This is a genomic window from Nonomuraea maheshkhaliensis (assembly GCF_039529435.1).
GTDB classification, from domain to species: domain Bacteria; phylum Actinomycetota; class Actinomycetes; order Streptosporangiales; family Streptosporangiaceae; genus Nonomuraea; species Nonomuraea maheshkhaliensis.
Genome location: NZ_BAAAMU010000053.1, coordinates 37,478 through 50,542, shown reverse-complemented (window position 1 = coordinate 50,542; position 13,065 = coordinate 37,478). Strand labels below are relative to the sequence as shown.

The following is a 13,065-nucleotide window of genomic DNA, read 5'->3' as shown; positions in this document are numbered from 1 at the left end:
CCCCCCGCCCCTGACCGACGTCGATCCAAGCGCGGTCAGCGCTTGTTCACCTCCACCCGGAGTATCCGGTCGTCGCCCGGGCGCGGGTCGGTGCCGCCCCAGGTCGCGCGGTCGGTGTTCGACGTGACCAGCCACAGCGCCCCGTCGGGGGCCACTTCGACGGTACGGATCCGGCCGTAGTCGCCGGCGAAGTGGCCGATGGGGGCGCCCGCCGCGGCGCCGCCCGCGACGGGAAGCTGCCAGAGCCGCTGCCCGCCCAGGGCGCCGATCCACAGCGACCCCTCGGCGTACGCGAGGCCGGACGGGCTGGCCTCGTCCGGGTGGATCGTGGCGATCGGCGGCTCGCCTGTCGAGCCGGCGGTCCCCTCGGTGTCCGGCCAGCCGTAGTCCGCGCCCGCGCGCAGGACGTTGACCTCGTCCCACGTCCGGTGGCCGAGCTCCGACGCGTACGCGGTGCCGTCGGGGCCGAACGCGATGCCCTGGACGTTGCGGTGACCGCTGGAGTAGATCGCCGACGACCCCGGATTGTCCTCGGGGACGGAGCCGTCCACCGCGATGCGCAGGATCTTGCCGTTGAGCGAGCCGGGAGTGGCGGCGTTCTCGGGCTCGAAGGCGTCACCCGTGCCGATCCACAGGTGCCCGTCCGGCCCGACGGCGATGCGACCGCCGTGGTGCCGGTCGGCGGTCTGGATGCCGTCGAGCAGCACCCGGCCGACGGTGAGGGAGCCGTAGTCGGCGGCGATGGTGAGCGCGACGATGCGGTTCCCGTCCCGCCCGGAGACGGAGGCGAAGACGGTACGGTCGGCCGCGAACTCCGGGGAGGCGGCGATGCCGAGCAGGCCGCCCTCCGAGCTCACGTGCACGCCGGGGACGACACCGACCGTTCGCGGGGTGCCGCCCTGGGCGGGGATCCGTACTATCTCGCCGGAGATGCGCTCGGAGACGAGCGCCGAGCCGTCGGGGAGGAACGTGAGCCCCCAGGGTGCCTCCAGCTCCGTCACGAGCTCGACCGGCTCCCCGAGGGTCGCCACCGCGCCGGCGCTCGGGGTGACCGCGCCGGTGTTCGGAGTGGCAGCGCCCGGGCTCGAGGTGACCGGCCGTGATGGTGCCGCCTGCGGCTCGCCCGTCGGCGCCGAGCATCCGCCGAGCGCGAGGGCGGCCGATGCCAGGACCGCCGTGGCCGCCGAGGCCGCGGTCCGCCGTAACGTGCGGTCGTGGCCGCTCATCGCTTGAGCTCCAGCGTCTCCCCGAAACCGAGCCGCCTTACGAACGCCTCCCGCGTCAGATCGCTGAACGCCATGACGTGATCGACCCCGGCACGGGCGGCGTCCACCACGGACCGGAACGGCTTGTCCCCGGCGGGCAGGGCGAGGATGCGCCGGATCTCCTCCGCCACGTCCCGCGGATCGGCGGTCGTCCCCGGCGCGAAGAGCTGCTCGTGCGCCTCGTGGGTCCGTTCGACCAGCGGGTCGAGTACGGCGTACTGCGCGCTCACGCGCTCGTCCGTGGCCCTGGAGGCGTTCGCGAAGTGCCGCGTGCCCTGCGTGATCGCGCCGGGCATCACGATCGAGGTCTCGATGCCGAACTGCGAGACCTCGTACGACGTCACCACGGCGAGCGCGTCGAACGCCGCCTTCGAGGCCACGTACGGCCCGAGGAAGGGCGGGGTGGTCACGAGGATGGTGCTGCCGACGTAGACCAGCGTTCCGGAACGGTTCTGACGGAGGTACGGCAGCACCGCCCGGTTGACCCGGTGTGCCCCGATCGTGTTGACGTCGAGCAGCCGGGCGAGGTCGTCGTCGGTGAACGCCTCGACGTAGCCGAGGTAGAGGTGCCCGGCGTTGTGCACGACGGCGTCCAGGCCGCCCGCGTCCGCGAGGATGTGCCGTACGGCATCCTCGGCCGAGTCCTGCGACGTCACGTCGAGCGCGACGACCCGCAGGTCCGCGCCGGTGGCGCGGGCGAGGGCGGCGAGCTCGGACGCGGCGGCGGCATCGCGGCCCTCGGGGTCGCGCATCGTGGCGTAGACGGTGTGCCCCGCCGCGGCGAGAGTCTCGGCCGTCAGGCGACCGATGCCGGTGGCCGCGCCGGTGATCATGACGATGGACATGTCCGGTTCCCCTTTCACGCTGCTCCGCCGTTGGCGTACAGGACCTGGCCGTTGACCCAGCGCGCGGGCCCGGCGAGGAAGGCGACGACCTCGGCGATGTCCTCCGGGGTGCCGAGCCGCTCCATCGGGTTCAGCGCGGCGATCCGGTCGATGGTCTCCTGGCTCTTGCCCTCGAAGAACAGCGGCGTCGCGGTCGGTCCTGGCGCCACGGCGTTGACCGTGATGTCCCGTCCGCGCAGTTCGCGGGCGAGGATCAGGGTCAGTGCCTCCGCGGCACCCTTGGACGCGGCGTAGGCGCCGTAGCCCGGCTGCTGCAGCCGGGTGACCGAGGTGGAGATGTTGATGATCGCTCCCCCGGCGCGCAGGCGCCGGGCGGCGAGCTGGTCGACGACGAATGTCCCGCGCACGTTGGTGCGCTGGACGCGGTCGAAGGCGTCGAGGTCCATGTTCGCGACGGGCGAGAGCGGCATGATGCCCGCGGTGTGGACGAGGACGTCGAGCCCGCCGAACTCGCGTTCCGCGACGTCGAACACGGCCTCCATCGCCGTCTCGTCCGCCACGTCCCCGGCCGCGACGGCGGCGCGACCCCCTGCGCGCGTCACCGCCCGCGCCACTTCCTCGGCGCGGTCCTTGCCGCCCCCGTAGTGCACGACGACGGAGAAGCCGTCGGCGGCCAGGCGTTCAGCGCTCGCCCTGCCGATTCCGCCGGACCCGCCGGTGACGAGTGCGACGCGTGCTGCGTTGTTCGCCATGTCAGAGCCTCCGCTAGGATATGAACAAGTCGTCCACATAAGACGGTAGCACCGAAATGAACAACTCGTCCATAAAAAGGGGTGGCGATGTCCGAGGAGACTGCCCAGCGGCGCGGCCGGGGCCGCCGCCCGGCCGCGGAGGTGCGCGCCGCGGTGCTCGCGGCGGCCGGCCGCATCCTGCTGGAGGACGGCATGCAGGCGGTGACGTTCGACCGGGTCGCGATGGAGGCGGGTTCGAGCAAGACGACCCTGTACAAGTGGTGGTCGTCGCCGGGCGTGCTCGCGGCCGAGGCGTACTTCGCCCAGAGCCGTCGGGTGCTGGAGTTCCCCGACACGGGAGACGTACGCGCCGATCTGATCACCCAGCTCAAGGCGTTCGTCCGCTGGCTGAAGGAGGAAGGCGCGGAGAAGCCCGTCAGCGAACTGCTCGGGGCGGCACAGCTGGACGCGAGCCTCGCGCGCGCCTGGTCGGAGAGCTACGCGCTGCCCCGGCGCGAACTCGCCCGGGAACGCCTGCGTGTGGCCGTGCGGCAGGGGCAACTGCGCGAGGACGCGGACCTCGACATCATCGTGGACCAGTTGTGGGGGGCCTGCTATCACCGGCTGCTCGTGCTGCGGGTGCCCTTCGACGAATCACTCGCCGAACGCCTGGTCGACCAGGCGTTGTACGGCTCGGCCAAGCACGGCCGGTGAGCCGGCCGCAACCTGACGCCGCTGATGACCGGAGCTCAATGCGGCATCGACCGGGCGTACCGCGCCGTGAGTTCCGCCCATCGCCCGGTGGCGCCGTCCTCGGGCAACCGGGTGGAAGGCCCGCTCACCTGCACATCCCGCCAGCCGTCACCGCCCGGCCGGGCCGGCTCGGCGCCGGCTCGCTGGACGAGCACCAGCGCCGTGGCGATGAAGCCCTCCATGAGGGCGTGCAGGATCGGATGGTTCGAACGCTCGTAGCGGTGAACCAGGGCGCTGACGAAGGCGGTGAAAACCTCCAGGTCGATCTGACATTCGTCGTCCCGCATCGGCCCGAGCCCCGTCGGCAGGCCCACCTCGGGTGCGAGGGCGTGGGCGGATCGCAGGAACAGCGCCGAGACCCCGTTCGAGGGGTTCCACAGCACGTGCTCACCGACCTGGTAGTACTGGCTCACCGCACCTCCGCGCCTACGCGTTCTCGGCCGAGAGGCACGCGAAGCATCATCACACAGCGCTATGAAGATCTTTCGACTTCCCCCAGCCCAACGTCCGACCCGCCTGGTCTCTCCTTGCCGGCGTCAGCCTGCCAGTCGGGCGAGAGCCAGGGTGTGCGCCTGGTCGAGGGACTTCGCGGCAAAACAAGGGACGTCCGGCCGCACGCCGAGGCCCTCCCAGTTGGTGCCTGAGACGGGGTTGATCGCGCGGCCGGTGGGGACGGTGGCCTCCAGGTGGGGGTGCACGGTCCAGCCCTTGCACGGGTGCGCGCCGCCGCGGGTGGTCTCGCCGACGACCACGGCGCGGCCGAGTTGCTGCAGGTCGTAGGCCAGTTCCTCGGCGGCGGAGAAGGTGTTGTCGCTGGTCAGCACGTTACAACGGTTTGCTGCCGCCGAAACGCGCGCCGGGGACGTGCGGCAGGCTCCAGGACTGCTCGGTGCGCTCACCGCTGCGCCAGTACATGGTGTTGAGGTGGGTGCGCTCGTCCAGGAGGTAACTGCAGACGAAGGCGACGGTGTCCGGGTCGCCGCCCCGGTTGCCCCGCAGGTCCACGATCAGCGCCTGGGCGCGCGAGGCCAAGGTGAGCGCGGCGGCCAGTGGTTCGGCGGCCTTCGGCGGCCCAGTCCAGCGGAAACAGCATCGGCGCCAGCTTTACCACGGCGACCCCGCCGTCGAGCAGCTCCACCCGGGGCGCGCCTCCCAGCGAGGTTTCGAAGTCCCGGCGGATGGGCTCCAAGGTCGCCGCGCCCTCTCCGGGGGACACCGGGTCGGCGTGGTGCTTCAGCCTCAGGTGTTTGTCGTCGTTGATGGACTGCAGGTCCGCGGTGACCAGACGGGCGAGCTCAGCAGCACTGTCAACGTCGTAGGCACCCTCGGCGAGGCGTCGTCGCAGCAGGTCGGCGAGCTGTTCGGCTATCTCGGGGAGCTTGCGCCGAATGCGGCCGGCCGGTGGCGACTCGCATCGACGACTGCGGGTTCTGGCAGGTGGTGTGGCTGGAGCCGAACGCCGTGCGGCCCGTCGCCGTGGCCGGGCCCGTTCCGCGGGTGATGGGGTGGGAGGAACCGCCGAGTACGCCGCCCGTCGGTCAGCGGGGTTACTGGAGCCCGCAGTGAAAGGCCGCCGTGGCGGTGGCATTGGCGCATCTGCTGGTGGTCTCGGGTGGTGAACGGGTCACCGTCCCTGATGGGCCCGTGGCCGAGGTGTTCCGGCGGGCGATCGATGGTCTCCCCCCCCCCCCCGCGGGGCCGCCGGAACGGCGCCTTGGCCTGGCCGGGCCCGGCTTGAGCGCGACCGCGGAGATCGCCCTGGTGCCGCGGCATCCGCAGACCGGTGAGGTGTGGCCGGGTGGCGGCGCGGGCGCGGTGGTGCCGCTGGCCGCGGACGTGTGGACCTCTGGCAGAGGTCAAACCGCCCAGGTCTGCGGGTCGCCGGGTCACCGCCTGTTCTCGCCGTGGACGAGGTAGTGCTGGGTGCGGTGGCGGAGATGGTCGCCGTTCTCCTGGCTCAGCCGCGCGGTCACATGTCCGCGATGAGCTTGTCCACTCGCTCGTCCACGCTCCGGAACGGGTCCTTGCACAGGACGGTCCGCTGCGCCTGGTCGTTCAGCTTCAGATGCACCCAGTCCACGGTGAAGTCGCGCCGCTTCTCCTGCGCCTTGCGGATGAACTCGCCGCGCAGCCGCGCCCGGGTCGTCTGCGGCGGCACCGACTTCGCCTCGAAGATCTTGATGTCGGCGGCCACCCGCTCCACGGCCCCGCGCCGCTGCAGCAGGTAGAACAGCCCTCGCGTGCGGTGCACGTCGTGGTAGGCCAGGTCGAGCTGAGCCACCCGTGGGGACGACAGCGCCAGGCCGTACTTCTCGCGGTAACGCTCGATCAGCTGGTGCTTGATCACCCAGTCGATCTCGCGGGACACCAGGCTCAGGTCCCCGGTCTCCACCGCGCGCAGCGTGCGTTCCCACAGGTCCAGCACCCGGTGGGTGGTCGGGTCGCCGCCGTGCCGGTCCACGAAGTCGATCGCCTTGCTCAGGTAGTCCTGCTGGATCTCCAGCGCCGACGCCTCGCGCCCGTTCGCCAGCCGGATCCGCCGCCGGCCGGTCAGGTCGTGGGAGACCTCGCGGATCGCCCGGATCGGGTTCTCCAGGCTCAGGTCGCGCAGCGCCACTCCGGCCTCGACCATGCGCAGCACCAGGTCGGTCGCGCCGACCTTGAGCAACATCGTGGCCTCGCTCATGTTCGCGTCGCCGACGATCACGTGCAGGCGGCGGAACCGCTCGGCGTCGCCGTGCGGCTCGTCCCGGGTGTTGATGATCGGCCGCGAACGCGTCGTCGCCGACGACACGCTCTCCCAGATGTGCTCGGCGCGCTGCGACACGCAGTAGACGGCGCCGCGCGGGGTCTGCAGCACCTTGCCGGCCCCGCAGATGAGCTGCCGGGTGACCAGGAACGGGATCAGCACCTCGGCCAGCGCCCCGAACTCGCCGTGCCGGCCCACGCAGTAGTTTTCATGGCAGCCGTAGGAGTTGCCGGCCGAGTCGGTGTTGTTCTTGAACAGGTAGACCTCGCCGGAGATGCCCTCCTCGCGCAGCCGCCGCTCGGCGTCCACGCGCAGGCCCTCCAGGATGCGCTCGCCCGCCTTGTCGTGCGTGACCAGCTCGACCAGGTCGTCGCACTCGGGCGTGGCGTACTCGGGGTGGCTGCCGACGTCCAGGTAGAGGCGGGCGCCGTTGCGCAGGAACACGTTGCTCGACCGGCCCCAGGACACGACTCCCCGGAACAGGTAACGGGCCACCTCGTCCGGGGAGAGCCTGCGCTGGCCCCGGAACGTGCACGTGACACCGTATTCGGTCTCCACGCCATAGATGCGGCGATCCATTACCTCACACTACTCTGCTCCTTTCCGAGGCGACGGTTTCGACGATCTTGATGATGACCGTCCCCCAGCCGGCGCCGCGGAACTCGCTGCCGTCGGACGCGAACTCAGCGAGCGGGCGGCCGGGGCAGCACGGCGAGAGCCGTCGAGGCGATGCCGGTCAGCGTCTCCTCGCTCGCCCCTGCCTTGCCCAGCGCCTCGATGCCGCGCAGTACGGCGAGCACCAGCGCGGCCAGCTCCCCCGGGTCCGCGTCCGCCGCGATGTCGCCGTTGCGCTGGCAGGCCGCGATGTCGTCCGCCAGCAACGTCCGCATCGCCTCGATGGTCACCTGCGCCCGCTTGGCCACCGCCTCGTCGTGTTCGGCCAGCTCGGCGGCGCCCTTGGCCAGCAGGCAGCCACGGCGGGCGGTGTCGGCCGCGGTCGACGCCGCCACCGCGTGCACGTGCGCGGACAACCGCGCGTAGGCGTCCTCGTCACTGCCGCTCAACTGCCGGCTCAAATCGTCGACGGCGGCCCCGCAGAAGTCGTCGAACACGCGGCGGAACAGCTCCTGCTTGCCCCCGAACGCCCCGTAGAGGCTGCCCTTGCCGAGCCCGGTCGCCTCGGCGATGTCGTCCATGCGCGTGGCGGCGTATCCGCCCGCCCAGAACCGCTCCCGAGCGGTGTCCAGCACCCGCTGTTCGTCGAACTTCCTGGGTCGTGCCATGGGCACATCCTAGCCATTCTTGACTGGCTCGTCCATAACGGCTAGCTTTCTGGACGAACGAGTCAAGAACCAGGGATCGGGGCTGTCATGACGGACGTACTAGCAGGCAAAGTAGCGGTGATCACCGGAGCCAACAGCGGCATCGGCCTGGCCATCGCCAAGCGGTTCGCCGCCGAGGGGGCCCAGGTGTTCCTGACCGGCCGCCGCCAGGAACCGCTCGACGCGGCCGTCGCCGAGATCGGCCCGGCCGCCACCGGCGTGCGCGCCGACGTCTCCGTACAGGCCGACCTCGACCACCTCTACTCGGTCGTACGCGAGCGGGCCGGCCGCGTCGACGTGCTCATCGCCAACGCCGGCGGCGCCGTCGCGCAGCGTCTCGGCGAGATCACCGAGGAGGCCGTCGACGCCACCTTCGGCACGAACGTCAAGGGCACGATCTTCACCGTGCAGAAGGCCCTGCCGTTGCTGTCGAAAGGCGCCTCGATCGTCGTGATCGGCTCGACCAACTCCCTGCGCGCCGGACCGGGCCTGGAGATCTACGGCGCGTCGAAGGCGGCGATCCGCAACCTGGTACGCAGCTGGGCACTCAGCGCTCGGGAACGGAACTTCCGGGTCAACGTCCTCAGCCCCGGCCCGACCGAGACCCCGGGCCTGGAGAGCGCCGCGGGCCCGGACTACCAGCAGCTCGCCTCGATCGTGCCGCTCGGCAGAATCGCCCACCCGGACGAGATCGCCACCGTGGCGACGTTCCTCGCCTCGGACGCCTCCAGCTTCGTCAACGGCGCCGAATGGTTCGTCGACGGCGGCCAGGCCCAGGTCTGACCACGCCTTCACCGGCGGGGCCGGGCACGCGGAAGAACCCCGGACACCACGCTGTCCCGGGGCCTTCCACGTGTGGTCGGCAGTGTGGTCAGAAGTGTGGATCGAGGGCGCTGCCCCACGTGTAATTGCCGTCACCGGGTATCCGGAAATTGCATCTGATGGTGTATGCCGCGCCACCGGTCTTGTGAGTGAGATAACTGTCGATCCGGTACCACCCGTCCCAGGGATACCCCGGCCAGATCTGCGAGGTCCATGTATACGTCCCCTCGATGATGGGGCCGGTATAGGTCTCGCACGGAGCACCGACATAGACCTCGGCAGGCGGATTCACGTAGGTGAACCAGCCGTAATCACCTTTGTCTCCCTCCAGCCAGATCTCGCGCCGTACCAGCTCCATGGGCATCGTGCGCACCGCCCATTCCGCCAGCCATTGCGTCTTGACGTTGTAGGCCGTGTCGGCGGCGTACGCCGTGCCGGTCGTGATCGGTGAGGTCATCATCATGACCGCCGCCGTGGCCAGACAGAGCTTCTTCAATGCAGAGCGCATGGAGCCTCGTTCCTGGTCCGAATCTTCATGTCACACCCGAACTGATTAGCACCTTTGTGCTCACCCGTGCCGCTCATCGCATCGCGACTTTCCTCTACTGCGGATGATTACTCGTCGACCGCGACAACCCCAGGACAACAACCGGACATATCGCGGGCATTGCGCGTTCCGTGCGCGCGAAGACCACCCGCAGGCCGGAGCACAGGTGCGGCCGATCGCTGGGCCCGATTGCTGGGCCCGATTGCTGGGCCCGATAGCTGGGCCCGCCGACCCGCTTCGTCCAAGCCCCTGATCTCCGTAAGATGTGTGATCCACGTATCGGATGTGACCAAAGGGGCATAAGTGACCGGCCTTTCCCGCAGAGCCCTCCTAGCGGCGGCACCGGCGACGCTGATCGCAGCGCGACCGGCACAGGCGGCCCCCGCCCCTGTCGTACGCGTGTCAGGAACCGCGCCCACCCAACTGGCGGGTTTCGACAACGTGGTCAAGAAGTTCGTGCTGGACCGCAAGATCAGAGCCGCGCAGCTGGCCGTCATGAAGAACGGCAAGATCCTGCTCGCGCGCGGCTACTGCTTCGACGACTACTCCAGGACGCCGGCCATCCCCTCGCCGACGTCGCTGTTCCGGATCGCCAGCCTGAGCAAGAACATCACCTCGGCCGCCATCATGCGCCTGGTGCAGGACGGCAAGCTGAGCCTGTCGGCCAAGGTCACCCAGCTACTCGGCCTCACCCCGGCCGACGCCCGGATGGGGCAGATCACCGTACTCCGCCTCATGCAGCACCTCGGCGGCTGGGACCGCGACGCCTCCAAGGACCAGCTCTGGCTGGACCACACCATCTCGGCCGCGCTCGACGTGCCGCTGCCGATCGGGCACGACGACATCATCCGGTACGCCACCGCCCGCCAGCTCGACTTCGCCCCGGGCAGCAAGATGGTCTACAGCAACTACGGCTACATGCTGCTCGGCCGCATCATCGCGAAGGTCTCGGGGCAGCCGTACGAGACGTACATCAAGACCAAGCTGCTCCAGCCGCTCGGCATCACCCGCATGCGACTCGGCAAGAGCCTCAAGAGCGAGGCCGCGACCGGCGAGGTCGGCTACGAGTCGCAGTACACGAACAAGACAGTCCTCGACACCTCCGGCACCACCGTCCCTTACCCCTACGGCGGCTTCAACATGCCCAACCAGGACGCCAACGGCGGCTGGCTGGCCTCCGCCGTGGACCTGGTCCGCTGGACCCTCGCCTTCGACCGGCCGGGCATCGTGCTCAACTCGACCTCGATCTCCAAACTGGTGGCCAAGCCGGAGATCGGCGTCAACGAGTACGGCTCCTGGTACGGCGGCGGCTGGTGGTGCCGCCAGGTCACCGGCCACCTCAACACCTGGCACAACGGCTCGATGCCCGGCACGTTCTCCTATCTGGCGCGGCTGCAGAACGGGTTCAGCTACGCCGTGCTGTTCAACCGGCGCGAGGAGAGCGGCACGCTCGACTACGACACCATCGACGACGACATGAACAAGGTGAAGGTCTCCTCCTGGCCCACGACCGACCTGACCTCGAAATACTTCTGACCTAAGCAACCCCGCCCCGTGGTGGCGCGTACCGGGGCGAGGTTGCCGGTCGGCTTGAGCTGGTGGACGAACCGCGCGTCCGCCAGCTCCCATCCCCGGCCCGCGCCTTCTACCCGGGCTGACACCACTCGCGTGTCCTTGGTGGCGGCTTCCTCGACGGCAGGCCGACACGGGAGCGGGCAAGGACGGTTACCGTCCCGGTGTGTGAGCGTGTACAGGACTTAGGCACGCCGTCCCACGCGCGGAATCGTCTTCCCGCGCGCCGGACCGCTACGAAAAGTGAACACATGGATACTGGATGCCATGCGCGTCGACTTCGATCCCACGGCGGTAGGCGCAACGGCTTTCTACCGGTTCCTGACGTCTGTCGTTGTTCCCCGCCCGATCGCCTGGGTCTCCACCATCACCCCCGATGGAGCGGTGGAGAACCTCGCCCCGCATTCGTTCTTCAGCATCGCCAGCACCGACCCGCCGATCGTGCAGTTCACCTCGATCGGCCGCAAGGACTCGCTGCGCAACGTTGAGGACACCGGCGAGTTCGTGGTCAACTTCTCCTCCGAGCCGATGCTGCAGGTGATCCGCGACACTGCCACCGACTTTCCCCGCACCGTCAGCGAGTTCGACACCGCCGGCATCGAGCGGGAACCCAGCCGCTGCGTGCGACCGCCCCGCGTGGCCGCCGCTCCCGTCGTCCTGGAATGCCGTTCCCACACCACCTTGCGCATGGGAAACTCCACGCTCGTGTTCGGCCGGGTCTTTTTCGCGGCGGTGCACGAGGAGTACCTCCTCAACGGCCGCCCGGACGCCAGGCGGCTACGGCCGCTGACCAAGCTCGGCGGCGACGAGTGGGGCACGCTGGGCGAGATCCTGCACCTGAACCGCATCCCTTACGAGGAACCTCAGCCGGGCTGACCCAGACGGGTCGGTCTTCAGAAACGATCGTTGCATGAAGCCGCTGGCCCAGTCCTTCAAGATCAACTGCGATGTTCCGCAATGGCGATTGTCAAGTTGCCTTGGACAATCCGAGTCGTCGGGTGGTCGGCGCCGAGCACCCGCTCCTGCTCGGTCAGGGTTGTTTGCAACAGGGGGATGGCGCGGGTGAGATCGGCAAGGTCGTACAGGTATCGGCCGCACCAGGCCCGGAGGGCTAACAGATCGGCTGGCAACCCGTCGTCGGTGTGGGCCTGCCGGTAGAGAGTGTCGGCCTGTTCGATGAACATCTCGACCGCAGGGCGGGCTGTCCAGGTCTGGGCACCGTTGGGCAGAGTGGCGTTGAAGACGTAGAGCAGGCGGAGGGCCTGGTCCAGGATGGTGTCGAGGTCGCCGTGGTGCGTGGCACGTTCGCGCAGCACGCGCTGTACCAGGCGGTGCATCAAGATCGCGGTGCCGTCCTCGTTGAAGGTGATCAGTGAGGTGTCGGCCAGGTCGGCGAGCATTTCCCTGAGGCGCATCGGCTCGATGCCGGTGCCGCCCGGGGCCGACAGCACCGGCAGGGGGATGCCGGCAGGGGACAGGACGGCCAGGATCGAGAGCAGTTGCCGGGCGAAGGGCAGGGTGGTCTCAGCCTGGGTGATCGACAGCAGGATCGCTTCGGCAGTGCCGGCCGGGTAGGCGTCGCCGTGCCGGGCGGGCAGGTAGTCGCCGATGGGGAAGTCGCGCAGCAGGTCCAGGTAGCCGGCATAGTCCAGCCGCAGGCGGGCGATCACCGCGGCGGCCTGGGCCAGCGCCAGCGGCAGGTGCCCGAGCTCGATGGCCAGCTCGGCGGCGCCGTCCGCATCGATCACGTGGGTGCGCCGGTGCAGGAAGGCGGACGCCTGAGCGGGGGTGAACACCTCGACTTCGAGAGGTTCGCAGACGCGCAGGAAGGCGCGGTTGCGGGTGGTGATGAGCACCCGGGTGGCGCCGGTGGCCGGGCACCAGCGGCGCACCGTCGCCACGTCGGTGGCATTGTCGAAGACCAGCAACGCCGGCTGCGTGGTGGTGGCCAGCCAGGCCTTGGCGCGGGCGGCGCCCGCCGCGGCGTCGTCATCGGCTGCGCGTACTCCAAGCCGTCCGGCCAGAGCGTCCAGGCCGGTCAGGATCTGCTCGGTGGTCTCGGCGGCGATCCAGGCCACCACCGGCCAGCGCGCGGCCTGACTCGCCCAGGCGTAGGAGGCGGCCAGCATCGTCTTGCCCACCCCGGGTTGCCCGCCATCGCACAGATCGCCACCGCTCCCCGGTGCTCGCCCCCGTCGCCGCTCTGGCCCGGGGCTTGGTCGCCGAGCAGACCCGCCAGCCGCTGCAGCAGTTGCTCGCGTGACTGGAAGCCGGGCGGGCGTTGCGGGATGTCACCCTCGACGATCTGGCCCGGCTCCGGCGCGGGCGGGTAGTGATAGTGCTCGTGGCGGTGGTATTCGGCGCCGACGACCTTGCCGTGGAAGACATTGTCGTGGAAGTCGACGTGGTCGCCCGCCCCAGGGCCGTCTTCAGCTCCGCTCATCGTCCACCTCGTCGCG

The 13,065-nt window shown here is 69.9% G+C and carries 17 protein-coding genes; 6 read left to right on the top strand and 11 right to left on the bottom strand.

Annotated elements, in window-relative coordinates; genetic code table 11:
* Nucleotides 1-35 precede the first annotated feature (35 nt).
* The 3 genes from ABFX54_RS30700 to ABFX54_RS30690 are packed head-to-tail and all read right to left on the bottom strand — an operon-like array spanning nt 36 to nt 2,862.
* Entirely contained in the window at nt 36-1,226 is a 1,191-nt protein-coding gene (locus tag ABFX54_RS30700; RefSeq protein WP_346110054.1) for a PQQ-dependent sugar dehydrogenase, read from the bottom strand.
* A complete protein-coding gene (locus ABFX54_RS30695; protein WP_346110053.1) occupies nt 1,223-2,110 on the bottom strand; it encodes an SDR family NAD(P)-dependent oxidoreductase in 888 nt (295 codons plus the stop codon). Before ABFX54_RS30695 ends, ABFX54_RS30700 begins: the two co-directional genes overlap by 4 nt.
* Before the next feature lie 14 nt (nt 2,111-2,124).
* The gene (locus ABFX54_RS30690; RefSeq protein WP_346110052.1) at nt 2,125-2,862 is read right to left on the bottom strand and encodes an SDR family oxidoreductase; all 738 of its coding nucleotides are present in this window, start codon (nt 2,860-2,862) and stop codon (nt 2,125-2,127) included.
* An 87-nt stretch (nt 2,863-2,949) separates the two neighbouring features.
* Between ABFX54_RS30690 and ABFX54_RS30685 the strand changes: the two genes are divergently transcribed.
* The gene (locus ABFX54_RS30685; RefSeq protein WP_346110051.1) at nt 2,950-3,555 is read left to right on the top strand and encodes a TetR/AcrR family transcriptional regulator; all 606 of its coding nucleotides are present in this window, start codon (nt 2,950-2,952) and stop codon (nt 3,553-3,555) included.
* 35 nt (nt 3,556-3,590) lie between these two features.
* Here ABFX54_RS30685 and ABFX54_RS30680 read toward each other — a convergent pair whose 3' ends face one another.
* From ABFX54_RS30680 to ABFX54_RS30670, 3 genes are all read right to left on the bottom strand, one after another.
* On the bottom strand, nt 3,591-4,007 hold the full coding sequence (locus tag ABFX54_RS30680) for a DUF6086 family protein (RefSeq protein WP_346110050.1): 417 nt from the start codon (nt 4,005-4,007) through the stop codon (nt 3,591-3,593).
* Between the two features lie 123 nt (nt 4,008-4,130).
* A complete protein-coding gene (locus tag ABFX54_RS30675; RefSeq protein WP_346110049.1) occupies nt 4,131-4,418 on the bottom strand; it encodes a S41 family peptidase in 288 nt (95 codons plus the stop codon).
* A 1-nt stretch (nt 4,419) separates the two neighbouring features.
* Nucleotides 4,420-4,626, bottom strand: coding sequence for a S41 family peptidase (locus ABFX54_RS30670; RefSeq protein WP_346110048.1), 207 nt, complete (start codon nt 4,624-4,626; stop codon nt 4,420-4,422).
* Between the two features lie 369 nt (nt 4,627-4,995).
* Here ABFX54_RS30670 and ABFX54_RS30665 point away from each other — a divergent pair, with 369 nt between their 5' ends.
* Both ABFX54_RS30665 and ABFX54_RS30660 read left to right on the top strand, forming a co-directional pair.
* A complete protein-coding gene (locus tag ABFX54_RS30665; RefSeq protein WP_346110047.1) occupies nt 4,996-5,160 on the top strand; it encodes a hypothetical protein in 165 nt (54 codons plus the stop codon).
* Nucleotides 5,161-5,328: 168 nt separating this feature from the next.
* Nucleotides 5,329-5,511 (top strand): hypothetical protein, encoded by a 183-nt coding sequence (locus tag ABFX54_RS30660; protein ID WP_346110046.1) that lies wholly within the window; start codon nt 5,329-5,331, stop codon nt 5,509-5,511.
* 52 nt (nt 5,512-5,563) lie between these two features.
* Here the strand turns inward: ABFX54_RS30660 and pafA are convergent, their stop codons facing one another.
* Nucleotides 5,564-6,922 (bottom strand): Pup--protein ligase, encoded by a 1,359-nt coding sequence (gene pafA, locus ABFX54_RS30655; RefSeq protein WP_346110045.1) that lies wholly within the window; start codon nt 6,920-6,922, stop codon nt 5,564-5,566.
* Nucleotides 6,923-7,026: 104 nt separating this feature from the next.
* Entirely contained in the window at nt 7,027-7,626 is a 600-nt protein-coding gene (locus ABFX54_RS30650) for a TetR/AcrR family transcriptional regulator (protein ID WP_346110044.1), read from the bottom strand.
* Nucleotides 7,627-7,713: 87 nt separating this feature from the next.
* Between ABFX54_RS30650 and ABFX54_RS30645 the strand changes: the two genes are divergently transcribed.
* A complete protein-coding gene (locus ABFX54_RS30645) occupies nt 7,714-8,448 on the top strand; it encodes an SDR family NAD(P)-dependent oxidoreductase (RefSeq protein WP_346110043.1) in 735 nt (244 codons plus the stop codon).
* A gap of 88 nt (nt 8,449-8,536) precedes the next feature.
* Here ABFX54_RS30645 and ABFX54_RS30640 read toward each other — a convergent pair whose 3' ends face one another.
* On the bottom strand, nt 8,537-8,995 hold the full coding sequence (locus ABFX54_RS30640) for a hypothetical protein (protein ID WP_346110042.1): 459 nt from the start codon (nt 8,993-8,995) through the stop codon (nt 8,537-8,539).
* A 438-nt stretch (nt 8,996-9,433) separates the two neighbouring features.
* Here ABFX54_RS30640 and ABFX54_RS30635 point away from each other — a divergent pair, with 438 nt between their 5' ends.
* The gene (locus ABFX54_RS30635; RefSeq protein WP_346110041.1) at nt 9,434-10,570 is read left to right on the top strand and encodes a serine hydrolase domain-containing protein; all 1,137 of its coding nucleotides are present in this window, start codon (nt 9,434-9,436) and stop codon (nt 10,568-10,570) included.
* A 303-nt stretch (nt 10,571-10,873) separates the two neighbouring features.
* Nucleotides 10,874-11,482 carry a flavin reductase family protein gene (locus ABFX54_RS30630; RefSeq protein ID WP_346110040.1) on the top strand — a complete coding sequence of 203 codons (609 nt, stop codon included), beginning with the start codon at nt 10,874-10,876 and terminating at the stop codon, nt 11,480-11,482.
* A gap of 62 nt (nt 11,483-11,544) precedes the next feature.
* Here ABFX54_RS30630 and ABFX54_RS30625 read toward each other — a convergent pair whose 3' ends face one another.
* Nucleotides 11,545-12,747 carry a DUF7779 domain-containing protein gene (locus tag ABFX54_RS30625; protein WP_346110039.1) on the bottom strand — a complete coding sequence of 401 codons (1,203 nt, stop codon included), beginning with the start codon at nt 12,745-12,747 and terminating at the stop codon, nt 11,545-11,547.
* Nucleotides 12,645-13,049 carry a hypothetical protein gene (locus tag ABFX54_RS30620; RefSeq protein ID WP_346110038.1) on the bottom strand — a complete coding sequence of 135 codons (405 nt, stop codon included), beginning with the start codon at nt 13,047-13,049 and terminating at the stop codon, nt 12,645-12,647. The genes ABFX54_RS30625 and ABFX54_RS30620 overlap by 103 nt, the downstream gene beginning before the upstream one ends.
* Nucleotides 13,050-13,065 lie beyond the last annotated feature (16 nt).

Bases quoted from the DNA above. Each gene is read 5' to 3' on its own strand.
- ABFX54_RS30685 (WP_346110051.1), top strand. From the start codon at position 2,950: ATGTCCGAGGAGACTGCCCAGCGGCGCGGCCGGGGCCGCCGCCCGGCC.
- ABFX54_RS30650 (WP_346110044.1), bottom strand. From the start codon at position 7,626: ATGGCACGACCCAGGAAGTTCGACGAACAGCGGGTGCTGGACACCGCT.
- ABFX54_RS30700 (WP_346110054.1), bottom strand. From the start codon at position 1,226: ATGAGCGGCCACGACCGCACGTTACGGCGGACCGCGGCCTCGGCGGCC.
- pafA (WP_346110045.1), bottom strand. From the start codon at position 6,922: ATGGATCGCCGCATCTATGGCGTGGAGACCGAATACGGTGTCACGTGC.
- ABFX54_RS30695 (WP_346110053.1), bottom strand. From the start codon at position 2,110: ATGTCCATCGTCATGATCACCGGCGCGGCCACCGGCATCGGTCGCCTG.
- ABFX54_RS30640 (WP_346110042.1), bottom strand. From the start codon at position 8,995: ATGCGCTCTGCATTGAAGAAGCTCTGTCTGGCCACGGCGGCGGTCATG.
- ABFX54_RS30645 (WP_346110043.1), top strand. From the start codon at position 7,714: ATGACGGACGTACTAGCAGGCAAAGTAGCGGTGATCACCGGAGCCAAC.
- ABFX54_RS30630 (WP_346110040.1), top strand. From the start codon at position 10,874: ATGCGCGTCGACTTCGATCCCACGGCGGTAGGCGCAACGGCTTTCTAC.
- ABFX54_RS30690 (WP_346110052.1), bottom strand. From the start codon at position 2,862: ATGGCGAACAACGCAGCACGCGTCGCACTCGTCACCGGCGGGTCCGGC.
- ABFX54_RS30620 (WP_346110038.1), bottom strand. From the start codon at position 13,049: ATGAGCGGAGCTGAAGACGGCCCTGGGGCGGGCGACCACGTCGACTTC.